Source organism: Desulfovibrio litoralis DSM 11393 (assembly GCF_900143255.1).
Taxonomy (GTDB): Bacteria; Desulfobacterota; Desulfovibrionia; order Desulfovibrionales; family Desulfovibrionaceae; genus Frigididesulfovibrio_A; species Frigididesulfovibrio_A litoralis.
The window spans coordinates 211,012-235,619 of record NZ_FRDI01000003.1 but is presented as its reverse complement, the minus strand read 5'-3'; the positions used below and the strand labels follow the sequence as shown (position 1 = coordinate 235,619).

Here is a 24,608-nt window from a genome sequence, read left to right as displayed (position 1 = left end):
TCAAAAGATAAAATTGATGTTTTTTATTAGTTTTGACTAAGAATTTCTTTGAGCTTGAATCAGCTCGGAAATCGCCAGAGAGGCTGAGTCAAAATCAAAGCGCTCCAGAGCTTTTTTGGTGGTGTCTGCAAACTGTTGTAATCCGCATCTTATTAATTCGTCTTGTATTTGTTCAAACTTGTTTAAAGCTTCGGTTTCATAATTGTTTGCAAGGTCTTGTATTTGCAAAAGTTTTTCTTGGATATTTTGATCTAACAAAGTTGTTTGAGTTGGGCTATCCTCTGGATCAGTTTCAAACAATTCTGATTGCAACAACAGCGAGCCAAGTGTTTTGCAGGTTAAGCTAAGAACAAAGCTCAAAGCCTGTATTTCTGCTTGAATACGTCTAAGTTGGTCTTGAGACGAGTTGTTTTTATTTTGCATACAAGATTTTTCAAGCACACCTGACAAAGCAGCTAAAGTATTTTCGCCTATACTTGCGGATAAACCTTTGATTGTATGTGCGAAGCGTTCCAAATCATCAAACCTTTCTTCGGAAAAGGCGGTTTGAAGTTCGGTAATACTGTTTTCTTGGTTGGTAAGAAACGAATTGAGCAATTTTGTATAAAGTTTATTGTTATTCCCCAAACGTTTCATTGCGTTGTCTAGGTCAAAACCTTGTGCCACAAGGGCTTTATATGTATCATCGTCTATTTGATCTTTGGTCTTTCTTTGGACGTATTCGAGAAGCGTTGTTTGTCTTGGTTCGTCAACGTCAGAGTCTGTTGGCGTTGAATCAAGGTTATCTTCTTGTGTTTCATTGGGGTGAGCCGCGTTAGAGATCCATTTTGCTAAAGTATTAAACAGGGTTGATATATCTATCGGTTTTGTAATGTGGTCATTCATGCCGATATTTAGGCAACGTTCTTTTTCAGCGGGAAGGGCGTGTGCTGTTAAAGCCACAATAGGAAGATTTGCAAATTTTTCTTCGGCTCTGATATGTGAAGTGGCTTCATATCCGTCCATAACCGGCATTTGTAAATCCATAAAAACGAGTTTAAACCTATCGCTAGGGTTTTCGTTAAGAATTTGTAAAGCTTCTTCTCCGTTATTGGCTATAGTAACGGTATAACCGGCATCTTGCAGGAGTTCTCCGGCGACTTGTTGATTTATTAAGTTATCTTCAACCAAGAGTATTTCAACGGCTTTTGAACTGTTTAGAGGCGGAATGCTTGCTATTTTATCTTCGTCGTTATTGTCTTGCGGAATAGCTTGTTCTTGAATAAGTTCAGGGTTGTCAACAGTATCTTGTGTTGTCTTATTTTGACCTAATAAACTCATAAAGTTTTCTTTAATACTTTCAGGGCTGAAAGGCGGATTAAGCATTAAAGAGGCGAGGTTTATGGTTTGATTGTCGTGCTTTTTAGTTTTACCATGGACAAAAATCAATAACGGTGTGTAATTATTACTAAAATAGTTCATTAAAAGTTTAGCAATATCGATATTTTTGTTTGTTTCGGTATAATTTACCAACAAGATATTAAAATGTGTTCCGTTTTTTTCTTCTTCTGAAATAAGCTGCATTGCCAGTTCAGTTTCTCTGACGAAACGAGTTTTTAAGTTTAGTTGTGTAAAAATATCTGTAAGTTCTTTGTTTTCATTTGAGTCATCGCCGACAAATAAAATATTAAAGCGACTCATTATCAGATTTGGATCGTTTGAGTCTAAGCCAAGTTCTTTAAATATATCATTGTCTGCGTATAAGCTTAGAGCATTAAGTTCATTGACTAAATTTAGACAAATATAAAACTCAATGGTGGTTCCAGTGTTTGGGTTGCTTGTTACGGAAATTTCCCCATTCATCATTTCTATTAGTTTTTTGACTATACTAAGCCCGATTCCCGTTCCGCCAAAGCGTCTGGTTGATGAGCTGTCTATTTGATAAAACGGAGTAAAAAGCTTTTCCAATTGCTCGTTGGTCATGCCCATTCCGCTATCTTGAATAATAAACTTTAAAATTATTTGTTCATTTTGTATTTCTTTTAACAGGCAACTGACTTTAATTTGCCCTTTTTCGGTAAATTTAACGGCGTTACTAAACAAGTGGTTAAGAATTTGCCAAAGTTTTAGCGGAGAACCCTTGAGCTCTTGGGGAATTTTTGGGTCAATAAAATAAGTAAACGCCAACCCTTTTTCTTCGGCTTTTTGGGTGTTGATATCTACAACCCCGCTAATTAGTTCTTGAAGATTAAAACGCTCGTTTTCAAGTTCCATGCGTCCTGTATTGATTTTGGAAAAGTCTAAAAGATCATTAATTAGCGTTAAAAGATTGTTTCCCGCACTGTATATTTTACGTATGTCTTTTCTTTGTTTTTCGTTAAGGTTTGATTTTAACAATAAATAAGACAGCCCGATAATCGCATTCATCGGAGTACGCAACTCGTGGCTCATATTTGCTAAAAAGTCGCTTTTTGCTTTATTGGCGTTATCTGCTTCTTGTTTGGCTTTAGTGAGAGCGTTTGTGTTGTGTTCTATTGTTTCAAGCATTTTATTGATGCCTAAACATAACCTTCCTAAGTCGCCATTTACTTTGTCTTGGTCGACTCTGGCATTAAAATCGCCTTTGCTGACGGCGTTTGCAACTTGAACCAAGCGATCTATATGTTTTTCAAAGGTAATTTTTGCCAAAATCCAAGCTATAGCTAAGGCAAAAAGAGTCGCCAACAATAGAAAAAACAAATTATGCAATAAGTTTGTGGTTGCGGCTGCTCCCAGTGAATGTTCCGAAATTGAAAACAAGATGTTAAAGCGAGGAGCTACGCCTTGAGCGGAGTTAATTGGGTGGTGTATTACCAGATAGTCGTTGTTGTCGTTTGGGTTGTAAACTTTGTGAATATTGTCATCAACAGATAAGTCTAATAGCCAGCTCCAGTTTTTTTCAGGCAAGCGTTCACCCGCTTTAATGCCAAAACTTTTTAAAGCTTGAGAGACTGTTAATTTTGAGTCGGTTAGTAAAATTTCGCTGTCTTCGGGAAGTTCGCTTTCTTGTAGCTTTTTTTCTAGCCCTTCACCTATAGCCATGCCGATAGCCAAAAAGCCTATTAATTGATTGTTTTCATCAAAAACGGGAGTATAAGCATAAACTATCGGCTTTTTGTCCGGTTCGTTTGCGATAATACTGCTGATAAAAAAATCATTTTCTTTGGTTTCGACTTGTTGTGAAATAATATGGCTTAGATCGCTACCCATAAATTTATTATTGGTACTCGCCGCAACTTTTGCATTTTTATCCAGAAAAAAAATATTTTTATATTGTGGATTGTTTTTTTCGACTTCTTTTAGGGTTGCGATTGTTTCGTGAATGTTTGATGGGTCAAAAGTATGTTGTGTTGAGAGGGTTGTAAGTAACGTTTTAAGGTTTTCAAGCTTAAGTTCGTCTTCTTTGGCTATATTTTTTGTAAAGTTTATGGCTTGTTCTGTTGTATTTGAAATAATTCGTTGATTTAGGCCTATACCTGAATAAATAATAATTAACATCGCCGGAATAAGGGCGATAAAGACTATTAAATACATGGTTCTGCTGATATAGCCTGAAAAAAAGTTTAACATGTGATCCCTGGAAGTAAAATATATGAATTAGAACACATTTATAATGTTCTAGCGTTATTAATATAAAAATTGTTTGTGATAGTTCAAAAAATGCTAAATACAATAATCATAAAAGTATTAATTTAATATTTTTATTAGTTACCCCATTCTGTTTTGAGACTATTGCACAATCGTCTCAACGTGGATTCCGTTAGGAAGACACTCCAAAAAGCACAAAACTGAGTGTTGCAATGGTCTTCTTTTGTGAAGTTAAGTTACGTTATAGTATTTATCGTTAAAAAACAAATAATATTTTAATTTTTAGCAAGGCTGATTATTTGAGGAATTAGCAAGGATTAAATTAAATTATTCCGTGTAATGGTTTGTTTTTGCTGCCCATTTCTAAAACTTTTTGTTCTATTTTCGGGTCTAACTCTAGTTCGGGTGCGTGAAATTCTTTTTTTCGTGCGTCAATAATCAAGGGTGCATCACAACGCCAATGTTTAGCGTGAATGTTTTCATTTAATCCATAAATATCAGTCGCCGGGTCTGAGCGAGTAAAAGTAACCCATAAAAAATTATCCCAATCGGCACTACAAAAATCAGCATCATCACAAAGCACCAATAAGCTGATTTTTCTCGCATTTTCTTGGCTATTAAGCGTATCTAAAAAGATTTTTAGTTTTTCGTCTTGTTCGCCTCTTTGCTGGGTATGTTTAGGGGCGGAAACAACCGCTATTCCTGGGCTAAAAAGCTGTAAAGAATGAAAACCTTCAGGTAAATAAATTTGAGGCAACTTATCGCAAAGTTCTCTTTTTTTATTCCCGGCGGCAACCCAAATTAGCTTTGAACCTTGGTTTAAGGCTGTTCCTGTATAGTCGAGGGTGTCCATTGTTGTGCGAGTAATAAAATGTAAATCTTCATGAAAATTTGTGCGTTCTAAAATGTGTTTAAAAAAAGCGGGAATATCATAAGCAGATAAAGATGGGGCATCTTCGTGTGCTGTGAGTAACAAATATTTCGAGAGTGAAGTTTGAGAATTACCCAATAAAGATAGGGCGTTAGTCAGTAATTCTTGGGCTTTTCTTTCACTTGCAAAAGGCACATAACGCTCACTACCGATTGCGAGTAATAACGGGTGAACTCCGGCTGCATCTACGGCATGCACTTGTTTTATACCTGTAAATACTTGAGGGATTAGTTCTTGAGTAAGGTCATGAATGAATTCACCAAAAAAAGTATCTTCCTGTGGTGGGCGACCGACGGTTGTAAAAGGATAAATCGCATCTTTGCGATGCCAAACTTTTGTTACCTGCATTACGGGAAAATCATGCTCTAAACTATAATACCCTAAATGGTCGCCAAAGGGGCCTTCGGGTTTAAGCATATTAGGCTTAATATAGCCGGTAATGGCAAAATCGGCTTCGGCAGGGATAGCTAATTCGCTAATAACCGTTCCATCTTTTTTAACGCTCCCGCCTTTAATTAAATCAATACGCCTTCCCGCTAACGCACCGGCAAATAAAAGTTCAGGCATTCCTTCGGGGAGTGGCATCACGGCGGCTACGGTTAAGGCAGGTGGACCACCCACAAAAATATTTATCCCTAAATTTTTATTTAAGGCTAAGGCTTCGGCATGATGACAACCAAGCCCCCGATGAATTTGGTAATGTAGCCCAATTTCTTTATCTTGTTCTAAATATTTACTGTTTAGTTGAATGCGATACATGCCTAAATTTGAGTTGTATATTCCGGGATTTTTTATGCTTTCGGAATAAACTTGTGGCAGGGTAATATAAGCCCCTCCGTCTTTCTTCCAAGATAGCAGTTGAGGCAATTTTGAAATTGTTGTAGAATTTTCGGTAACAGCTCCATCGTTTACAAAGCGTGGGCGAGTAGCCCATAAGGCTCTAGGTAGGGCTTTATATTGTAAGGGATTACGCAATAAATCTCTGGGGTCAAGCTTGAGTTTTAATAAAGCCTTTAAACCTTTTAAACTAGAGCGAAAGATAAAGCGTACCCGTTCTTTACTGCCAAATAAATTAGCGAGCATAGGAAACTGACAACCTTTTACGTTAGTAAAAAGTAAGGCGGGAGAACCTTTTTTTAAGGCTAAGCGTTGAATTAAGCCTAACTCTAAATAAGGGTCAACTTCTATATCAATACGTTTTAATTGACCATTTGCCTCTAAATCGTTTACACATTCTGTTAAATTACGGTGTAGCATTTATTTTTCCTATCATACTTTATAAAAAATATATTTCTCGATTAAATTTATGTTAAAAAATCAAACTTATGATGTTGTAATTATTGGAGCAGGACCGTCAGGGGCAACTCTCGCTCGTTTGTTGGATTCTAAATATTCTATATTATTGATAGATGCTCGTAACTTGACAACTGATTTTGAAAATATCAAGCAAAGCCAAGATATACAAGCTAAATGTTGTGGTGGTTTACTCGCACCGGATGCTCAAACGTGGTTGAATAAATTCAATTTAATTGTTCCTGAAAAAGTGAAAGATATTTATCAACCTGAATTTGTTAATACTATTGATTTAAGTACACACTCTGTACATAGTTATAAAAAGAATTATATTAATTTAGATAGAACTTTATTTGAAACTTGGCTTTTATCTTTATTGCCTGAAAACGTTCAGTGTTTGTTTAATAGTCGTTTACATGGATTAAAACATTTTAACACTAATGATCATTTCACTCAGTTAAGCATAAAAACACCAGCGGGTATTCAAGAAATAAAGACACGCATTGTAGTCGGAGCAGACGGAGCTTTTTCTGCCGTACGCCGAATGCTTGGCAAGGGAATTTCACAGAAAGATTGTTATCTTGCGATTCAGGATAAATATAAAGTTTTGGGATATTCCGATAAAAATTTGACTAAAACCCATTGGGCGGCTTTTGATGAAAGTTTAACTGATTTTTATGGTTGGGCTATTCCGAAAAAAGACAGCTATCTTGTTGGGCTTGCTCTGCCTTTAGATGCGAGTAAAAATATTTTGGCGACTAAGTTATTGGAACAAAAAGATGTAAAAAATAACGATAAAACATCTAATAGCCTAGCTCATAGGAAGTTGAATATATTTACCCAAAGGCTTATTGAACAAGGTTTAACGTTATCAAGTATAGAATATGATAAGGTCGAACGAGAGGGAGCTTTAGTCGTTCGCCCTAGTTTAAACCAAGTTTATTTAGGTAGAGATAATTGTTTTTTGATTGGCGAAGCCGCCGGGTTTATTAGCCCAAGTTCGGCCGAAGGTTTTAGTTATGCCTTTGCTTCGGCTTTTTATCTGGCTGAAGTCTTTAATAAAACTTTTGATCCTATAAAGGCTGAACAAAGTTACCGACGCAAAATCTTTTCATTAAAAGCCAATATCGCTTGGAAAAATCTAAAGGGCATAGGCATGTATAACCAAACCTTGCGGAATATGGCTTTAAAAGTCGGTTTAGGGTTTTAATAAGCTTTTAAAACAGGTATAAAAATACTGGTATTTAAAAAAAATATAAAAAAAATATATTTTAGCTCTGGACGAATTGAAAAAGCTGATTAATTTGTATTACAGAATGTGTTGAGCAATAAAAAATAATGCTTTAAGTCAACACTTCAAATACCAATTTATTCTCAAATACTTTGTATAATATTAAGTTTTTTCGCCACATTATTTAGCCTAAACAAAAGTGGCAATAACAAGTTTTTGGAATAATAACAGGTGTAGCTTATAGAATATATTTTAGATTTAAGTCTAAGAGTATATTATTTATGTTGAAAAAATAATTTTTATGTTAAATTTTAGGAGGACCTTATTATATGGGTAAAATTATTGGAATAGACCTTGGAACAACTAACTCTTGTGTTTTTGTAATGGAAGGCAAAGAAGCCAAATGCGTCCCTAACCCTGAGGGTGGGCGTACAACTCCTTCTGTTGTTGCTTTTACTGATAAAGAAAGATTAGTCGGTGATATTGCTAAGCGTCAGGCGGTTACTAACCCTGAACGTACTGTTTTTGCAATTAAGCGTTTAATGGGGCGTAATGCCGATGCTCCTGAGGTAAAACGTTGGGGTGAACATTCCCCGTATCGTATAGTTGGCGGTGCTAACGGCGAAGCTTGTGTAGAAATTCAAGGGCGTAAATATACGCCGGCTGAAATTTCTGCTATGATTTTAGCTAAGCTTAAAGCTGATGCTGAAGCTTATTTAGGCGAAACAGTAACCGAAGCTGTTATTACTGTTCCTGCTTATTTTAACGATTCTCAGCGTCAAGCGACAAAAGACGCCGGGAAAATCGCCGGGTTAGATGTTAAACGTATTATTAACGAACCTACTGCCGCTTCTTTGGCTTATGGTTTTGATAAAAAAGCTAATGAAAAAATCGCTGTATTCGACTTAGGTGGTGGTACTTTTGATATTTCCATTCTTGAAGTCGGCGATAACGTTGTTGAAGTTCGTGCTACTAACGGAGACACCTTCCTTGGTGGTGAAGACTTTGACCAACGCATCATTGATTGGATTATTACCGAGTTTAAAAAAGATAACGCAGGTATTGACTTATCAAAAGACCGTATGGCTTTACAGCGTTTAAAAGAAGCCGCCGAAAAAGCCAAAAAAGACCTTTCAACTTCTATGGAAGCAGAAATTAATCTTCCGTTTATTACGGCTGATAACACAGGTCCTAAACACTTAATGCTTAAACTTACTCGTGCTAAATTAGAAGATTTAGTAAGTGATTTGGTAAACCGCACTATCGAGCCATGTAAAAAAGCTTTAGCTGACGCTGGGTTAAGCACTTCACAAATCGATGAAGTTGTTTTAGTCGGTGGTATGACTCGTATGCCTTTAGTTCAGAAAAAGGTTTCAGAATTTTTTGGTAAAGAGCCAAACCGTTCAGTAAACCCTGATGAAGTTGTTGCTATGGGTGCTGCTATTCAAGGTGGTATTTTAGCCGGTGATGTTAAAGATGTTCTTCTTCTTGACGTTACCCCTCTTTCTCTTGGTATTGAAACCTTGGGTGGAGTAATGAGCCGTTTAATTGAACGTAACACTACCATTCCTACTCGTAAGAGCCAGACTTTTACCACTGCCGCTGATAATCAACCTTCAGTATCTATTCATGTTATGCAGGGTGAAAGACCAATGGCTAATGATAACATGACCTTAGGACGCTTTGACTTAACCGGTATTCCGCCGGCTCCAAGAGGCGTTCCGCAAGTTGAAGTTACCTTTGATATTGACGCTAACGGTATTGTTAACGTTTCTGCTAAAGACTTAGGTTCAGGAAAAGAACAAACTATTCGTATCACTGCGACTTCTGGTCTGTCTGATGATGAAATCAATCGTCTTGTAAAAGAAGCTGAGTCTCATGCCGACGAAGATAAGAAAAAACGTGAGTTAATTGAAGTGCGTAACCAAGCTGATACTTTGATTTATTCATCTGAACGTTCTTTGGCTGATCTTGGTGATAAGGCTGATGCCACTTTAAAAGCTGAGATTGAAGCAAAAAGCACTGCTCTTAAAGATGCTATGACAAAAGATGATGTTGATGCGATTAAAACCGCTATGGACGAACTCTCTAAAGTATCACACAAGTTAGCAGAACAGCTTTATGCTCAAAAAACAGAAGCTGGCGGTCAACAAGCCGGTGCAGCTGGTGCAGGAGCGGACAACAAAAAAGACGACGATGTTGTTGATGCTGACTTTACTGAAGTAAAGTAGTTTGAACGTAAACTGAATCTTTAATTAGATTAATATATAAAAGCTTCCGGAGTAAAATTTACTTCGGAAGCTTTTTTGTGTGGCGAAAGAAAAATATTTATAGTATGACCAAAGATAAACTGTTTTAAATATTGATTGAGGTATTATTATGAAATGTTGTAATCACACAACTATTGATGCCGTTGCTGCATGTAAGAGTTGCGGAAGAGGCTTGTGTTCTGAGTGTGCAGATGTATATGATATTCCAACTTGCCCAAAATGTTTTGCAAAACAAAAAGAGCAAGAGCTTTGTGAATGCAAGGATAATATTTCCAACACTTGTCAAGACATGAAATATGGTTCTATGCGTGCTCTTTTGTCTATTGTGTGGCATGGAATATTTCTCTCTTGGGGGTTATTGATCCTTTTTAATGCATTATATCACGGTAAAGTTGTTAATGGAGATGTCATCGGGAACATTATGATGGCTTGGGGTTTTGGTGGCTTACCTTGGGCTTTTAGTACTATATTGAAACGAGATGATAGTATAGAGGCTCAAGTCCGTAGAGCGACAGAGACTGCTGGGGAGGGTTGTGTAGGACTGGTATTTAAACTATTTTTTGGCATTGTGATTGGTGCCGTCGCATCGCCAATATTGTTCATTTATAATATTTATAAGTATTCAACTTGCAAGAAAAAAACATTGGAAGCTAAAGTTCAGTTAGATAATATGTCTTAGTTACAATGTGCAAATGAATTATCTTGTGTAATATAAAAGAGAAACCCCCCTTGTAATATCTATGATACACAAGGGGGTTTAATATTATTATCAATATAATTGGTGAAATAGTTATGTCAATTATTGATGCAACTTACCATCAATTTTAACGGGTTATATTTGTAGTATTAATATCTTTACATTTCGTGAGGGTTGCCAAGTCCGATAGAGTGTAAAAAGTTTAAGTCTTCTTGCCAATCTTCTCTTACTTTTACGAAGAGTTCGAGGTGGACTTTTTGGTCAATTAAAGTGGAAATTTCTTCTCTGGCGAATTGTCCGACTTTTTTTAAGTTTTGTCCGCCTTTTCCTATAACCATCGCTTTATGTGTTCCACGCGCAACATAAATTACGGCGTTAATAAAGGTAATTTTTCTTTGTTTATCTTCTTCCCAATTTTCTATATCGACGGTTGTGGAATAGGGCAGTTCTTGGCGTAAAGTATTAAACAGTTTTTCTCTGATAATTTCAGCCGCCATAAAACGTATAGGCAAAGTAGAGAGTTGGTCAGTCGGAAATTGAGGCGGTGCAATCGGAAGATGTTTCTTGATAAATTCCAAGAGAGCTTCTAAGCCGTTTCCGGTTAATGCTGAAATAGGAAAAACTTCGGCGTTAGGCCAGATTTGAGTAATTTTTTCTAATAAAGGCAGCATTTTTGACTTGTCTGCAAACATATCGATTTTATTGATAACAACCGCAACTGGGCGAGTTTCTTCGGCGATAGGCTTAAGCATTGGCTCAATATCTTTATCTAAAAACTCTGGGCGACGTATGTATAAATCACCATCAAGCATAGCAACAAGCACATCAGCACTCGCCATAGCCTGCCAAGCGGCTTGTAATAAAATACGGTTCATTTTTCCACGCAACTTATGAATTCCCGGTGTATCCATAAAAATAACTTGGGAATCTGGCTCTGATAAAATACCGGTAATTTGGTTACGTGTTGTTTGTGGTTTTGAGGTAACTATAGCAACTTTTTGACCTAAATAGGCGTTTAAAAGTGTTGATTTTCCGGCGTTTGGCGGTCCCATTAACGCTACCCAACCGCAACGATGTTTTTGTTCTGACATTAAGGCTCCTTAAATTTCTTTGGCTGTAAATTTATATTAATTAGTTATAATTATTGCGTGAATAATTCACGTATCGTGTTGTTTCTAGTGTTTTACTTGCTTGTTGCAAGGCGATTATAAGCGTTGTCTTTTTAAATATCAACCAGCGTAACATTTTTGCTGTTTAATTCAACTCCTAAAAAGCGTGAACCAATACGGGCAAAACGTTCCGTATCATCTGTGGTAAGAAAAGAGTAAGTTCCGCTTTGAGGGGGGCTTTGTTTGAGATAATTTTTAGACAAGTTGTTGTCTTCCAATGCTTTTTTTAAGGCTTGAGCACTTATTAAAGCCGAGTCGACTAACTTTACTTGCTCGCCGACGGCTTTTGCCACAGCCTTTTTTAAAAGCGGAAAATGCGTGCAACCAAGGACTATTGTGTCCGGTATGTTTGCTTTTACACTAAATATTTTGTCTAAATAACGTTTGGCAACAGCCTCGGCAATTTCGCCTTCGTGCCAACCTTCTTCGGCGAGCGACACAAAAAGAGGACAAGCAAGACCGTTAATTTTTGCCGTAGCGTTAATTTGTTTAATTGCTTGTTGATAAGCCCCGCTTCGGATTGTTCCTTCGGTTGCCAAAACACAAATATTTCCGTTTTTTGAAACTTGACAGGCGGCTTCGGCCCCTGGTTGAATAACTCCGATAACAGGTAAATCAGGATAGGTTTTTTGTAAATTTGTTAAAGCGGCGGCAGTCGCCGTGTTGCAGGCAATCACCAACGCTTTGATATTATATTCCAATAATTTTTGAGCGGCTCTTAGTGCATACCTGTTAACAGTTTCCGCACTTTTTGTGCCATAAGGCAGGCGAGCCGTATCGCCCAAATAGATAATATCTTCATCGGGTAAGAGGTCTTGCACAGCTTTAAATACGGTTAAACCACCAACTCCGGAGTCAAAAATACCAATAGCTTGATTGTTTGAAAGGCTTGTTTTGTTTGAAGTTGAGTGCAATGGGATAACCTTTTTATAAGTTCTGAATAAATTTTATTTTTTCGCTAAGTGTGTTAAGTGTTTTTATTTCTTTGGGTGGAGCGTTTTCGTCTTGGCTTTCTTGGGTTTGTTGCAAGTTAGGGACTGTGTTTTCTTCGCTTGGTGTTGAAATTGGTTCTAAACTGTTTTGAGTTTCGGTTAACTCATTTTTTTCTGGTGGGCTTGTTTTTTCTTGTTCTTCTAAAGGCTTTTGTTCTACTTGTAAAGGCTTGGGCGGAGGTCCAAAAGAAATTTCTTGTTTACTAGCGGGAGAAAGTTCAAAATTTCTTACATGCTGTAGTGGGAAAATTTGCATTGAACCATCAGGCAAGGTAACTTCCAAGGTGTTGTTGTTCGTGGTTTGATATTTGTTACACGCTAAAGACAAAACACCACCGCTGATAAAACGGATATTTAAGATTCGACCTTGAGCTTGGTGTGCTGCTTGGCTTTGTGGATTATAGTTTTGTGGTCTGGTGGCTTCTACTGTTACAACTGTTTTAAACGAGCTCAGCATAAGCTTACACCAATGATGTATGGCTTTTTTACGATTTTCGGGAGTATCATGCTTTTTACATAGTGCGACTTTTTGGCTGTCGGGAGAGGGAACAAAGCCCTTTATCCAGCCTGTTGACGCATCTTCTCCGCAAATAAAACAAGGGAGCATTCAATTCCTCCAATAGTATTTTATACTTTAATCGTATCTTTTTGAAAAAGCTTAATATATATCTTTAAATATGTGGTATTTTATTTCAAGAAAATTTAGTCATCGTTAAAAATCAGCCCATGTCAAAAAGCGTTTAAGTTTGAATAAAATGAAGGAACTTAAGCCGATTTTTTATAAACATGGGCTGACTTTCAATTTTTTTCTTTAAGATAAAACAGTTTTTAATGCGTTACAAAGAGTGTTAATGTTCTCTGTTCTGGCGGTATGCCCCATAAGACCAATACGCCAGATTTGACCGGCTAATGGTCCGAGCCCTGCACCAATTTCAATATTGTATTCATCTAAAAGACGTTTGCGGATATTGGCTTCGCTTTTTGCGTCGATAATTTTTTTAGGAATTTTAACGGCGTTTAGCATTGGCAGGCGAGCCTCAGGCGTAACAAGCATTTCCAAACCTAAAGCATCAAGTTTTGTTACAAGTTCGTTATGAGCTTTTTTATGGCGTTCATAAACAGTTGGTAAACCTTCGTTTAATATCTCGCTTAAAGCGGCGTCTAAGGCATAAAGCATATTAATCGGTGCGGTGTGGTGATAGCTTCGGTTTTGTCCTTCCCAGTAATTAATGATCATGGTTAAATCAAGATACCAGTTAGGAACTTTGGTTTTACGATTTTTCAAAGTTTCAACGGCACGAGCGGAAAAAGAAACAGGCGATAAACCCGGAGGGCAAGAAAGACACTTTTGAGTGCCTGAGTAAATAGCGTCTATTTTCCATTCATCAGTTAAAACAGGCATTCCGCCAAGGCTGGTTACTGCATCAACGAGAAATAAAGCTCCGCTTTTAGCTACGAGTTCACCAATTTCTTTAACAGGGTTGCAAACACCTGTTGATGTTTCGGCATGCACAACGGCAACGACTTTATAATTATTTTTTTTCAAAGCTTCTTCAACTTTATCAAGAAGAACAGGAGTTCCCCATTCAAACTCTAAAGCGTCAACCTCTGCACCAAGGCGAGAGGCAAGGTCTTGCATTCTTTTTCCAAAAACTCCGTTGATGAGGATTAAAACTTTGTCTTTTGGCTCTAAGAGGTTGACAAAACAAGTTTCCATACCCGCTGATCCGGTTCCTGACATAGGCATGGTCAGGTGGTTTTTTGTGCTCATAACAGTTTTAAGCTGTTCTTTTATTTCGTCCATAATACGAATGAAGTAAGGGTCGAGGTGTCCGAGAGTGGGCATTGCCAAGGCTTTATAAACAGCATCAGGCACGCAGGAAGGTCCGGGACCCATTAACAAGGTGGGTTTGATTCCTGATAATAAATTTTGCATTTTACACTCCTTAATAAAAATTGTTTAAAGTTAATATCTAATTCATTTTTTGCGAAAATGATTTCAAGTTTGGTTTAAATAACAAAGAAGCTTTGTTTTATATTCTTGCAAATTGTCCGTAATAAGGGTTATTTAGTTTTTCATCGCCAATATTTGTCGGGTCGCCATGTCCAGGATAAACATCGGTATTATCGGGTAGAGCAAATAAGACTTCTTTAATGCTCTGTCTTAAAACTTTAGAGCTTCCACCCGGAAAGTCAGTTCGTCCAACCGAGCGATAAAATAACACATCGCCAGTAAAAACGATATTCCACTTAGGAAAATAATAAGACAGGCTACCGGGAGTATGCCCCGGTGTGAGTAAAACTTTACATTCGGTGTTTAAAAGGGTTCTGTTTCCCTCACCTATATATTCAACTTTATATGGTTCTACTTTTTCAAAACCGTAAGCTCCGCCTAAACCCAATTCACTTTCTAATAAAACCGCATCTAATTGCCCGGCTAAAATAGGTACATTAAATTCTTTTTGTAGGGCGGCGTTGGCGTAACAATGATCAAAGTGTAGGTGAGTATTTAAAATACAGGTTAATTCAAGTTTTTTTTCTTTAATTACACTGCTGATTTGTTCAGCGTTTCCACCGGCGTCTATTGCGATTGCTTTTCCTTGGTGAGACAATAAATAGCAATTTACGTCCAAAGGGCCGACGGTTAAAGTTTCTAATTCAAAAGACATAAAATACTCCGTTATAACTTTATAAACACTAAAAAGTTTAAGCTAACTAACTAATTTGTTCAGTTAATTTTTTATTCAGGGACTCTTTTAATTTTTGCACCAACGGCGTTTAATTTCTTTTCTATTTGTTCATAGCCACGGTCTAAGTGATAAATGCGTTGTACTTCGGTTGTGCCTTTTGCGGAAAGACCGGCTAAAACTAAAGTAGCACTCGCTCGTAAATCAGAAGCCATAACCGGGGCACCATATAAACTTTTTACTCCGTGGATAACGGCTTGGTTGCCTGATAGCTTGATTTCTGCTCCCATACGCAAAAGTTCCGAAACGTGCATAAAACGGTTTTCAAAAATAGTTTCTTCAACCGTGCTTGTTCCATCAGCCAAACACATGAGACCCATGAGTTGAGCTTGCATATCGGTCGGGAAGCCGGGGAAAGGGCGGGTTATAATATCAACGGGTTTTAGTGTCTGTGTGGATTTAACAAAAACATCGTTGTCTCTTTTTTCTATATGCAAACCCATTTTGACAAGCTTGTCGATAACGGCGTGTAATTCATTGTATGGGCAGTTTTTTAAAAGTAATTCACCGCCTGTCATTCCGGCGGCAACCATAAAAGTTCCTGCTTCAATGCGATCAGGCATAACTGAATAAGTTGTGGTGTTTAGAGATGAAACTCCTTCAATCACAATTTCGTCTCCGCCATGTCCCGTAATTTTTGCCCCGGCACTGTTTAAAAAGTTTGCAAGGTCAGTAATCTCAGGTTCTCTGGCGGCATTTCGCAAGATTGTTGTTCCCTCGGCGAGAGAAGCAGCCATTATTAAATTTTCCGTTCCACCAACTGTTGGAAAATCAAAAGTAATATCCGCTCCTTTGAGTTTTTTACAGCGTCCGATGATATAGCCTGAGCTTAACTCAAAGACAGCACCCATTTTTTCCAAGGCTGAAAGGTGTAAATCTAAAGGACGTGCCCCAATTGCACAGCCACCCGGCAAAGCAACTTTGGCTTCGCCTCTTCTGGCGAGTAAGGGACCTAAAACCAACGCTGATGCACGCATTGTTTTAACCAATTCATAAGGGGCTTCCGTGCTTAGCGATTTGGGTTCTATTTTTACGCGGTTGTTGGTAAACTCACAGGCTATTCCTAAAATTGCCAATAATTTCAAGGTTGTGTTGATGTCGCGTAAACGTGGAACATTATGAAAAGTTACGGGAACTTCAAAAAGTATACTTGAGAGTAAAATAGGTAAAGCCGCGTTTTTAGAGCCGCTTATTTCAATAGTGCCTTTTAAGGGAGTACCGCCCTCTATAACTAGTTTTTCCATAGTTGTGTCCGTTTGTTTTTTATGATTCAATAAATAAGACCATTGCAAAACTCTGTTTTGCTTACTTTTGTCATCATTTTATGCTCTGTATGCACATAGCATAAAACGTCTTAAGTCACAAAACCCACTCATTTTACAGGAAAATTAAATTTTCCTTATTCGTGGTTTTTGGAGTGTCTTTCTGACGAAAGCCACTTTGAGCCTATTGTGCAATAGTCTCTAAATATTATATTGAATAAATTAAAGTTATTAACGAAAAAATATTTTATACTTTCTTATTATGCAATTCTCTTTGCCGGATGTAAAGAAAATCTGAAAAAATAATCTACGATTTTTATAATCTGAGCGGTTTTTTAAGCTGAGTTTCTGATATTTATTTCATCTTTTGTAATCAAACCGTCTGCCATAAAAATATGTCTTTTTGCCCAAGAGGCGGTTTCGGGGTCGTGAGTAACAACAACGATTGTTTTTCCGGTTTTGTTTATATCGTTTAAAAGTTGTAAAATTTCTTTACTGGTTTTTGAATCAAGTTGTCCTGTGGGTTCATCAGCTAAAATTAGAGGCGGGTTATTTAATAAGGCTCTTGCCATAGCGACTCTTTGTTGTTGTCCGCCCGAAAGTCTGTTGGGTTTAAAGTCCATACGATCTCCGAGACCGACTTTTTCTAATAAATCTTTAGCTCGCTCAAGACTTTCTTTTTGTGGTCTTGAGTTATAAATTCCGGGTAATAAAACATTTTCCAAGGCTGTGGCATAAGGAATAAGATAAAAGTTTTGAAAAACAAAACCCACAAAATTATTACGCAATCGGCTTTGTTCATCATCTGAAAGCGTTGAGCTGTTTTGTCCGTTTAAAAACAAAGAGCCTGAACTTGGACGGTCTAAAAGTCCGAGTATGTGTAAAAGCGTAGATTTTCCGCCCCCGGAACTTCCTTGAATGGCGACAAACTCACCGGCATCAATATTGAGATTAATGCCTTTTAAAATGGTGATTTCATGGTCAAACTGAGTAAAGGTGCGTGTTATATCTTTTGCTTCGATTAAAGTAGGCATAATTTTATCTTATTTTTTAAGTTATAAATTACTTGTGGTTAGGGCTTATTTAAAGATAAACTCCCAACCACTTTTTTATTGATTTGTTTTTAAATAAGCGTCCAAACTTTCGCTTGAACCGACAGAACAAGAGGTATAGCTAGTATTCTCTAAGTTTTTGGCGTCTAAAATTTGGCTTGTCATCTTGCTTAAAACGGCTTTTGGAGCAAATTCCAACCACTGTGTAACACCTGATTGCCATTGATTTTGAATGATGTCTATCCAACGCACAGGTCCGGTCATCTGCATTTTTAGAGCACTTTTTATTTGATCATGATCAGTGAGAGCTTGTGCTAAAACGTTGCTCCAAAGTGGAATTTTAGCATTATTAAAGCTAAGTTTATCAATGGCTTTGTTGAGTTCGTTAGAGGCTTCTTGCATTAATGGGCTATGAAAAGCTCCGCTTACTGCGAGCGGAATACTTCTTCCTTTTGCGGCTTTTGCCAACTCTCCGATAGCTTCAACGGCTTCTTTTTCACCGCTGACAACATATTGCATTGGAGTATTGTAGTTGGCGATATGTATAAATTTTCCGCTTTGTGTTTTCGCCTGTTCAACCAAGTTTTCAACTTCGGCTTGAGGTAATTTTACGATAGCCGCCATTGCACCTTTGCCACTCGGGTCGGCTTCTGTCATTAATTTTCCTCTTAGGCTGACGAGCTGTAAAACTTGTTGGCTGTTTAACGCTCCGCAAGCAACCAAGGCACTATATTCTCCGAGGCTGTGTCCTGCTGTGCAACAAGGTTTTAGTTTTGAAGACCCATAGAGCCAAAGACCTAAGGTTACAACAGTGAGTGCCGGTTGAAGATTTTGGGTTTTGGCTTGTTCTTCGGCGTTTGCGTCCCAATAAATATTGCGTAATTCAATTCCACTGATTTTTTCGGCTTCTTTCCATAAGTTCATAATTTCAGTAGATTTTTCGGCAAGTTCACGCCCCATATTGGGTTCTTGCGAACCTTGTCCGGCGAAGATTAAAGCTGTTTTTGTCATTTATGTAAAACTCCGTATTTTTTAATTTGTAAAAAAAGAAATATTATTATAGTTCAATGTAAACGAAGAGGCAAGAGTTTAAGTGTTATGATATTATTCGAGAATAAAGCTTAATAAAGGTGTTTTTAATGTTTAAACCAAATGATAACGTTGATTTTAGTGAAAGTGTTGAAATCAAAGAACTTGTTGATAAAAATGAGCTTGATACACTTTGCAAAACTTTTGGTTTTTCTTTAAAAGCTGAACGGTTAACCGCCCTGGCGAGTTATCTTAACTTTTTGTCGGCTTGGAATAAAGTAACAAACTTAGTCGGAAAAAATAACTGGCAAGATATGCTTAGCTATTTAATTACAGATAGTTTTTATCTGGCAACTTTCCTTTCCGAACTTCAAAAACAAAAAATATTGCCAACAAAACAAATTGAAACTTGGGACTTAGGTGCGGGAGCAGGGCTTCCCGGTATCCCTTTGCGTATGCTTTGGCAAGACGGAACTTATTATTTGATTGAACCGAGAACAAAACGGGTTTTGTTTATGCAGGCTTTTTTGTCTGCCTGCCCTTTACCTTCTACTTTTGTATTTAAAGGCAAGGCGGAAACTTTTTTTAAAGGGCGTAAGGCTGATTTAATTTTGAGTCGGGCGTTTATGCCTTACCCAGCGTTATTAAATTTGGTGAAAAATCAATTGAAAAAAAACGGAATAGTAATCGTTTTATCTAATGATCCGGCAGGGCAAAGCTTGGAAGGTTGGACTTTATTATCTCAATTTGAATATAAAATTTTAGAAAATAAACGTTATTTCTGGGCGTTAAGTTTAAATTAAGTCCTGATTGCCTTTTAATAAACTAAAGTATATAATTTAAAACCGAGATTTTTTGTATTCTTTTTAAAGAACGAATAGAGAGAGCTTTATGTTGTTTGATGAAACATTAAAAAATTTGTTTTTACAGAGCAAAAATATTGCAATTATAGGTGCTAAAGATAAGGCGGGGCAACCTGTTGATAACGTCGGGCGTTATCTTATTCAAGCGGGGTTTAGGGTTTTTCCTGTGCACCCCGTGCGTGAAAATGTTTGGGATTTAAAAACTTATCGTAATCTGAATGAAATTCAAGAACCAATTGATATCGTTAATTTGTTTCGTGCGTCTGAATATTGTCTTGCTCATGCACAAGAGGCTTTAAGGTTAACGCCTTTACCAAAAGTTTTTTGGATGCAACAGGGAATAAGCAATATGGAAGCAGGTAAACTTTTGGCGGCTCACGGTGTTAAGGTAGTGGAAGATAGTTGTATAATGGTCGACCATGCACGTTTACTGGCTTAAATTAAAGATAATAATTAGAGGTTTTGATTGGATAAGCGTAGCGTTTTTGAATGTAAACTCTGTGGTATTTGTTGTGAGGGTAGTGGCGGTATTGTTTTGTCTGAAAAAGACTTAAAGCGTATAGCTGAACACTTTAGACTTGATGAAAAAACTTTTTTATCAAAATATGCCGAATTTCATAATGCTAAGTGGAAGATTAAAACAGCGGAAGATGGTTTTTGTGTGTTTTTTAAAAAAGGTGTGGGTTGCGATGCACATATTGCCCGCCCCGATATTTGCAGAGCTTGGCCTTTTTTTAGAGGAAATATGATAGATAAAGAAAGTTTTGAACTCGCAAAAGATTATTGTAGGGGGCTTCGCAAAGATGCCACGCACGAAGAGTTTGTGAAAGAAGGTAGGGCAGAGTTGTTGAAAGAAGGGCTTTTGGCGAAAGACAGGCAAAAAAATGCCTGTGCTTTATGTTTGGACGATTTTTAAAAAAATAAACAGTTAATCTTAAGTAAAATGGCTGGTCATTAATGAATCGCAAAGAAGCTTTTGCTACATTTAATTTAAGCGAAGACGCAAGTTTGGAAGTCGTAAAAAAAACTTATCGTCGCTTAGCGTTTGAGATGCACCCTGATTTACACCCGGATAAACCGGAAATGGCACGTCGTTTTCAACTTTTAAACGAAGCTTATATTATTTTAACCAAAACAAACTCGAAAGACCGCTTTGCACAGGCTGATGCGGATACGGAAAAAGCAAGGGCTGATGCCAGCAAGGCTTATGCTGAGGCAAAAAGACGTTTTGGTGATGGTAGGGTTTTTAATAAAGGAACAAAGCCCAAAAGCGAAAATAGTTCAACGCAAGCAACGCAAAAAACTCAAGCAAACAATAGCTCAGCTAATCAAAACACTTCTCGCCCGAAAACGAGTACTTTTAAAACTCCCGAACAAAAAGAAGTTTTTAGACAAACCTTAAAAGACCCTTTTGCCCGTAGCGTTTTTAAAGAAATATATCAACAGCTTAAAGAAGAAAAAGGGCGTAAACATATCGGAGCCGCTTTAGAAAAAACTCCGGTTGGAAAAGTAACAACGGGTGTTGTTGGTGCTTTAAAAGGCTGGCTTAAACGCCAAATTGATGATACTCAAGACATATTTATTCCTTCGGCTATTTTATTGCCGGGCCAGAAGTTGCGTTTTCAAATTCGTCAAGGAATTTCAGGGGAACTTAAAACCATAGAGCTTGTACTTCCGCCTGATTATAACCCTGATAAACCCATACGTCTTAAGGGTTTAGGGAAAAAGGTCGGAGCATATACCGGCGATTTATATTTAAAGGTTTATCCACAGGCTTTGAATAGTAATACTTCTTCAGATTCCGACAACAAAAATAGCTAGTTAGCATTTTTTGTGTATATCTCTATTATATAGCCTTGCGACTTAAGAAGTTTTTTGTTAGACTTATAAACAGTAGACAGTTTTTAAGTTGCTTATTCTATTTAGTTGTTTTTATTAAAAATATTTTAGGAGAAAGAAATGTTGAAAAAGATTGTTCTGTTGTCTGTAATGGCAGTAATGGCGTTTGCCTCTTCGGCTTTTGCTGAGAAAAAAGAGTTGGTTAACGGTATTGATGCGAACTATCCGCCTTTTGCCTATATAGAAAAAAATGACCAAGCAACAGGTTTTGATATTGATGCAATGAACTGGATTGCCGACAAAATGGGCTTTAAAGTTGTTCATAAACCAATGGATTGGGACGGAATCGTACCGAGTTTGATGGCGAAAAAAATTGATATGGTCGCTTCGGGCATGAGTATTACTGATGAAAGAAAAGAAAAAGTAAACTTTTCAAACCCTTATTACACCATTAAAAAATATTTTGTTGTAAAAAACAACTCTAAATTAACTCCTGATGATATTCGTTCAGGCAAGAAAAAACTTGGTGTTCAAGCCGGAACAAACGAAGCAAAATGGCTTGAAGAAAATGCTAAGGCAAATAACTGGAACTATGAATTGCGTCTTTATAGTTCTCCGGGTTTAGCAATCGAAGATGTTGTAAACGGTCGTATTGATGCGGCGGCTATTGATTCCCCTCCTGCCGAAGATGCTATTAAACGTACTAAAAAGCCTATAAAAATTATTGGAGAATTCACAAATTCCGATCAGTTTGGTGTTGCCGTTCGTAAAGAAGATAAAGAACTTCTTGAAACCATTAATAAAGGTTACGAATTATTAATGGAAGACCCTTATTGGGTAACTTTGCACAAAAAATATTTTAATGCAGAACCAAGTGTTGTTACCCCGGTTAGCGACAATAAGGCTAGCGGAAAAAAAGCCAACTAAGATTAGTTAATGTTTTTTGATACTATTTTTTAGTTGTAATGTGTTAATTTCATGGGAGTTTATGTATCTCGCGTAAGCTCCCATTACTTTGTACTTTAACTTGACAAAACCAAACACGCGGAACTTAGTTTTGCAGTCGTTTTAAATGGTTTTGTGCCTTAAACAGCATGTATGACTTGTATGAACTTTTATTAGACGTGTTTCCCGCTATTTTAAACGGTAGCATCAATACGATTATTATTGTTTTTGTGGCTTTGGGTGTAGGCTTTTTATTAGGCTTGCCTATGGCTATATTTTACGTCTATGGTCCAAAATGGCTTTCTCCTTTTATTCGTTTATATGTTTGGTTTTTTCGAGGAACACCGGTTTTAATTCTATTATATTTGTTTTATTTCGGACTTTTTTCTCTGTTTGAACTAAATCTTTCCAATTTGGCATCTTCTTGTTTGGTCTTGGGTTTTACCAGTGCGGCATATCAATCACAAATTTTTCGCGGTTCTTTGTTATCTATTTCGGTCGGACAACTAAAAGCGGCACGGGCTTTGGGAATGAGCGACTTTCAATCGATTAAGTCTATTATTTTACCCCAGGCTTTAAGAATTTCCATTCCCTCTTGGACTAATGAATATTCAATTTTATTGAAAGACTCGGCTGTTGCTTTCGCTCTCGGAACCCCTGAAATAATGGCAAAAACTCACGCCATAGCTTCTCGAACTCAAGAACATCTGCCTATATACATTTTGGCAGGTGTTGTTTATTTTATTATTACTTTGATTGGGGTTGCTCTTTTACGTCGTTTGGAACATATGAGTTCTTATGCCTGTTGGTTGTTGCTATGTATTTTATTATTACTTTGGGCTGGCTTAGTTGTTTATGTTATTTGGGACATAAATTTAGTAATTCTGGCTAAAGACATATTTCTGACTTTATTAAGATTTAATTAGATATTTTGAAAGGTAGTTATGAACAGTTTTAATTCAAAAGATATAAATATGAGCCAAGAAATATTAAGAGTTGCCAATATTACTAAAACTTTAAATCAGCGTAAAATTTTAGATGATGTATCTTTAACTATCAACAAAGGTGAACTTAAAGTTTTAATTGGTCCGTCAGGTGCAGGAAAAAGTACACTATTACAATGTATTAATTATTTAATAGTACCTGAAGTCGGTGAGATTTATCTTGAAGGGAACAAAATAAACTTAAAAAACAGCGGTGAAGTTTATTTTTTACGCCAACAAGTAGGCATGATCTTTCAAGACTTTAATTTGTTTGACCATTTGACTGCGGTGGAGAATATTTCCATAGCTTTGATAAAAGTAAAGAGTTTCTCAAAATCAGCCGCAAAAAATAGAGCGATGGAAGAACTTGAACGAGTCGGCTTGTCTCGTTTTTATATGCGTTATCCTGCAGAATTATCAGGCGGACAAAAACAAAGGGTTGCGATAGCTAGGGCTTTGGCGATGGACCCAAAAGTAATTTTATTGGACGAACCAACGAGTGCGCTTGACCCTGAATTAGTCGGTGAAGTTTTGGCGGTTATTAAAGACTTGGTTAAGGGCGGAATGACCATGATTATGGCAACGCACCAAATGGATTTTGCCCGTGCCTTAGCAGACCAAATTTTGTTTATGGAAGCAGGAAAGATCATAGAACAGGGGTCGCCTGCTGAACTCTTGGCACCAAACGCAAATACCAGAACTCAAGATTTTTGTTGTCGTTTAAATGATTTGATAGAAGAAAAGGTCATAGAGACAATAGAAAAAGAAACAGGGGAACTTTTGTGAGTTTAGTTTATTCGCATTTTAGTTTTTTTGACTTTTTCATAAGTTATTTTGGTGTATTGAAAAATATTGTTTCTTTTAATACAGTTGCCGAGTTTAATATTTTTTCTAGTCTTGAATCTTTTTTTTCTGTGGATAAAGCATATTGGAATATGATTTATCATGAACTCTTGCCTACTTTAACTCGTGGATTGTTGAAAAGTGTTTTAATTATAGTGCCTTCTGCTGTTTTGGGCTTGATATTGGGCGTTGCTCTTGGAACGGCGAGAGTTTTTGGTTCTCCGTGGTTAAGGGCTTTTTGTAATGCTTATACGGCTGTGTTTCGTGGTGTTCCTTTGGTGGTTCAACTTTTTATCTTTTATTTTGGGTTAACAAACTTATCTTTTTTAATTCATATGTTTAACGGAACCCCGATAGGCGACTATTTTGCGAGTCGAGGTATTACACATTTTGGTATTTATTTAGAGCCTTATCAAGCGGCTATTTTATGTTTTGTGCTTTGTAGCGGGGCTTATCACTCTGAATATATTAGGGGGGCTTTGATTTCAATTAAACAAGGGCAAATTAAAGCGGCCGAAGCCTTAGGTTTTAGCAAGTTGGCAACAATTTGGAATATTGTTATTCCCCAAGCTTTTCGCCGTGCTTTACCGGGTTGTGGAAATGAGATAATTTACTTGATTAAATATTCGTCTTTGGCGTACCTTTTGACCTATATGGAATTAACGGGCGAAGCAAAGAATTTTGCCGCCAGAACCTATTATTTTACGGAAGTTTTTTTAATTACCGGAATTTACTACCTTCTTTTGGTAACTATTGCGGGAATAATTTTGGAATATTTGGAAAAGCGTTTATATATTCCCGGTTTTGGGGTCAATAAATAAAACAGTTGTGTTTATAATATATTAGGAGTTTGGGT

Annotated in this window: 21 protein-coding genes; 11 read left to right on the top strand and 10 right to left on the bottom strand. The window is 37.1% G+C overall.

Annotation, left to right across the window (positions count from 1 at the left end; translation table 11 throughout):
• Positions 1-36: 36 nt before the first annotated feature.
• Positions 37-3,588 carry a response regulator gene (locus BT999_RS03445; RefSeq protein WP_072696372.1) on the bottom strand — a complete coding sequence of 1,184 codons (3,552 nt, stop codon included), beginning with the start codon at positions 3,586-3,588 and terminating at the stop codon, positions 37-39.
• A gap of 340 nt (positions 3,589-3,928) precedes the next feature.
• Positions 3,929-5,794 (bottom strand): UbiD family decarboxylase, encoded by a 1,866-nt coding sequence (locus BT999_RS03440; RefSeq protein WP_072696371.1) that lies wholly within the window; start codon positions 5,792-5,794, stop codon positions 3,929-3,931.
• Between the two features lie 49 nt (positions 5,795-5,843).
• On the opposite strand from BT999_RS03440, the gene BT999_RS03435 reads away from it, so the two are divergent.
• The 3 genes from BT999_RS03435 to BT999_RS03425 all read left to right on the top strand — a co-directional run bounded on the left by BT999_RS03435 (position 5,844) and on the right by BT999_RS03425 (position 10,010).
• Entirely contained in the window at positions 5,844-7,040 is a 1,197-nt protein-coding gene (locus BT999_RS03435) for a lycopene cyclase family protein (RefSeq protein ID WP_072696370.1), read from the top strand.
• Between the two features lie 350 nt (positions 7,041-7,390).
• Positions 7,391-9,292, top strand: a complete 1,902-nt coding sequence (gene dnaK / locus BT999_RS03430) for a molecular chaperone DnaK (RefSeq protein ID WP_072696369.1) — start codon at positions 7,391-7,393, stop codon at positions 9,290-9,292.
• 148 nt (positions 9,293-9,440) lie between these two features.
• On the top strand, positions 9,441-10,010 hold the full coding sequence (locus tag BT999_RS03425; protein ID WP_072696368.1) for a hypothetical protein: 570 nt from the start codon (positions 9,441-9,443) through the stop codon (positions 10,008-10,010).
• 176 nt (positions 10,011-10,186) lie between these two features.
• Here BT999_RS03425 and era read toward each other — a convergent pair whose 3' ends face one another.
• From era to fabD, 8 genes are all read right to left on the bottom strand, one after another.
• The gene (era, locus tag BT999_RS03420; RefSeq protein WP_072696367.1) at positions 10,187-11,119 is read right to left on the bottom strand and encodes a GTPase Era; all 933 of its coding nucleotides are present in this window, start codon (positions 11,117-11,119) and stop codon (positions 10,187-10,189) included.
• 131 nt (positions 11,120-11,250) lie between these two features.
• On the bottom strand, positions 11,251-12,111 hold the full coding sequence (murI, locus tag BT999_RS03415) for a glutamate racemase (RefSeq protein WP_072696366.1): 861 nt from the start codon (positions 12,109-12,111) through the stop codon (positions 11,251-11,253).
• 13 nt (positions 12,112-12,124) lie between these two features.
• Entirely contained in the window at positions 12,125-12,796 is a 672-nt protein-coding gene (locus BT999_RS03410; protein ID WP_072696365.1) for a hypothetical protein, read from the bottom strand.
• A gap of 204 nt (positions 12,797-13,000) precedes the next feature.
• On the bottom strand, positions 13,001-14,125 hold the full coding sequence (locus tag BT999_RS03405; RefSeq protein ID WP_072696364.1) for a pyridoxal-phosphate-dependent aminotransferase family protein: 1,125 nt from the start codon (positions 14,123-14,125) through the stop codon (positions 13,001-13,003).
• Between the two features lie 97 nt (positions 14,126-14,222).
• Entirely contained in the window at positions 14,223-14,858 is a 636-nt protein-coding gene (locus BT999_RS03400) for an MBL fold metallo-hydrolase (RefSeq protein WP_072696363.1), read from the bottom strand.
• Between the two features lie 71 nt (positions 14,859-14,929).
• The gene (gene murA / locus BT999_RS03395) at positions 14,930-16,180 is read right to left on the bottom strand and encodes a UDP-N-acetylglucosamine 1-carboxyvinyltransferase (protein ID WP_072696362.1); all 1,251 of its coding nucleotides are present in this window, start codon (positions 16,178-16,180) and stop codon (positions 14,930-14,932) included.
• Between the two features lie 353 nt (positions 16,181-16,533).
• Positions 16,534-17,232 carry an ABC transporter ATP-binding protein gene (locus tag BT999_RS03390; protein ID WP_072696361.1) on the bottom strand — a complete coding sequence of 233 codons (699 nt, stop codon included), beginning with the start codon at positions 17,230-17,232 and terminating at the stop codon, positions 16,534-16,536.
• A 75-nt stretch (positions 17,233-17,307) separates the two neighbouring features.
• Positions 17,308-18,261, bottom strand: a complete 954-nt coding sequence (fabD, locus tag BT999_RS03385; RefSeq protein WP_072696360.1) for an ACP S-malonyltransferase — start codon at positions 18,259-18,261, stop codon at positions 17,308-17,310.
• Positions 18,262-18,389: 128 nt separating this feature from the next.
• Here fabD and BT999_RS03380 point away from each other — a divergent pair, with 128 nt between their 5' ends.
• From BT999_RS03380 to BT999_RS03345, 8 genes are all read left to right on the top strand, one after another.
• A complete protein-coding gene (locus BT999_RS03380) occupies positions 18,390-19,082 on the top strand; it encodes a 16S rRNA (guanine(527)-N(7))-methyltransferase RsmG (RefSeq protein ID WP_084650574.1) in 693 nt (230 codons plus the stop codon).
• Between the two features lie 88 nt (positions 19,083-19,170).
• On the top strand, positions 19,171-19,581 hold the full coding sequence (locus tag BT999_RS03375; protein WP_072696359.1) for a CoA-binding protein: 411 nt from the start codon (positions 19,171-19,173) through the stop codon (positions 19,579-19,581).
• 27 nt (positions 19,582-19,608) lie between these two features.
• Positions 19,609-20,058, top strand: coding sequence for a YkgJ family cysteine cluster protein (locus BT999_RS03370; RefSeq protein WP_072696358.1), 450 nt, complete (start codon positions 19,609-19,611; stop codon positions 20,056-20,058).
• 41 nt (positions 20,059-20,099) lie between these two features.
• On the top strand, positions 20,100-20,963 hold the full coding sequence (locus BT999_RS03365) for a J domain-containing protein (protein ID WP_072696357.1): 864 nt from the start codon (positions 20,100-20,102) through the stop codon (positions 20,961-20,963).
• Between the two features lie 138 nt (positions 20,964-21,101).
• Positions 21,102-21,908: an ABC transporter substrate-binding protein gene (locus tag BT999_RS03360; protein ID WP_072696356.1), complete on the top strand. Its 807-nt coding sequence runs from the start codon at positions 21,102-21,104 to the stop codon at positions 21,906-21,908.
• A gap of 167 nt (positions 21,909-22,075) precedes the next feature.
• On the top strand, positions 22,076-22,852 hold the full coding sequence (locus BT999_RS03355) for an amino acid ABC transporter permease (RefSeq protein ID WP_072696355.1): 777 nt from the start codon (positions 22,076-22,078) through the stop codon (positions 22,850-22,852).
• 48 nt (positions 22,853-22,900) lie between these two features.
• Positions 22,901-23,695 (top strand): amino acid ABC transporter ATP-binding protein, encoded by a 795-nt coding sequence (locus BT999_RS03350; RefSeq protein WP_072696647.1) that lies wholly within the window; start codon positions 22,901-22,903, stop codon positions 23,693-23,695.
• Between the two features lie 149 nt (positions 23,696-23,844).
• Positions 23,845-24,573: an amino acid ABC transporter permease gene (locus BT999_RS03345; RefSeq protein WP_072696646.1), complete on the top strand. Its 729-nt coding sequence runs from the start codon at positions 23,845-23,847 to the stop codon at positions 24,571-24,573.
• Positions 24,574-24,608: the final 35 nt, after the last annotated feature.

Coding starts and splice junctions, on each gene's coding strand:
- BT999_RS03390 (WP_072696361.1), bottom strand. CDS start 17,232: ATGCCTACTTTAATCGAAGCAAAAGATATAACACGCACCTTTACTCAG.
- BT999_RS03345 (WP_072696646.1), top strand. CDS start 23,845: ATGATTTATCATGAACTCTTGCCTACTTTAACTCGTGGATTGTTGAAA.
- BT999_RS03405 (WP_072696364.1), bottom strand. CDS start 14,125: ATGCAAAATTTATTATCAGGAATCAAACCCACCTTGTTAATGGGTCCC.
- BT999_RS03375 (WP_072696359.1), top strand. CDS start 19,171: ATGTTGTTTGATGAAACATTAAAAAATTTGTTTTTACAGAGCAAAAAT.
- era (WP_072696367.1), bottom strand. CDS start 11,119: ATGTCAGAACAAAAACATCGTTGCGGTTGGGTAGCGTTAATGGGACCG.
- BT999_RS03445 (WP_072696372.1), bottom strand. CDS start 3,588: ATGTTAAACTTTTTTTCAGGCTATATCAGCAGAACCATGTATTTAATA.
- BT999_RS03400 (WP_072696363.1), bottom strand. CDS start 14,858: ATGTCTTTTGAATTAGAAACTTTAACCGTCGGCCCTTTGGACGTAAAT.
- dnaK (WP_072696369.1), top strand. CDS start 7,391: ATGGGTAAAATTATTGGAATAGACCTTGGAACAACTAACTCTTGTGTT.
- BT999_RS03365 (WP_072696357.1), top strand. CDS start 20,100: ATGAATCGCAAAGAAGCTTTTGCTACATTTAATTTAAGCGAAGACGCA.
- BT999_RS03380 (WP_084650574.1), top strand. CDS start 18,390: ATGTTTAAACCAAATGATAACGTTGATTTTAGTGAAAGTGTTGAAATC.
- murA (WP_072696362.1), bottom strand. CDS start 16,180: ATGGAAAAACTAGTTATAGAGGGCGGTACTCCCTTAAAAGGCACTATT.
- BT999_RS03440 (WP_072696371.1), bottom strand. CDS start 5,794: ATGCTACACCGTAATTTAACAGAATGTGTAAACGATTTAGAGGCAAAT.
- BT999_RS03350 (WP_072696647.1), top strand. CDS start 22,901: ATGAGCCAAGAAATATTAAGAGTTGCCAATATTACTAAAACTTTAAAT.
- BT999_RS03360 (WP_072696356.1), top strand. CDS start 21,102: ATGTTGAAAAAGATTGTTCTGTTGTCTGTAATGGCAGTAATGGCGTTT.
- BT999_RS03355 (WP_072696355.1), top strand. CDS start 22,076: ATGTATGACTTGTATGAACTTTTATTAGACGTGTTTCCCGCTATTTTA.
- BT999_RS03410 (WP_072696365.1), bottom strand. CDS start 12,796: ATGCTCCCTTGTTTTATTTGCGGAGAAGATGCGTCAACAGGCTGGATA.
- BT999_RS03425 (WP_072696368.1), top strand. CDS start 9,441: ATGAAATGTTGTAATCACACAACTATTGATGCCGTTGCTGCATGTAAG.
- BT999_RS03435 (WP_072696370.1), top strand. CDS start 5,844: ATGTTAAAAAATCAAACTTATGATGTTGTAATTATTGGAGCAGGACCG.
- fabD (WP_072696360.1), bottom strand. CDS start 18,261: ATGACAAAAACAGCTTTAATCTTCGCCGGACAAGGTTCGCAAGAACCC.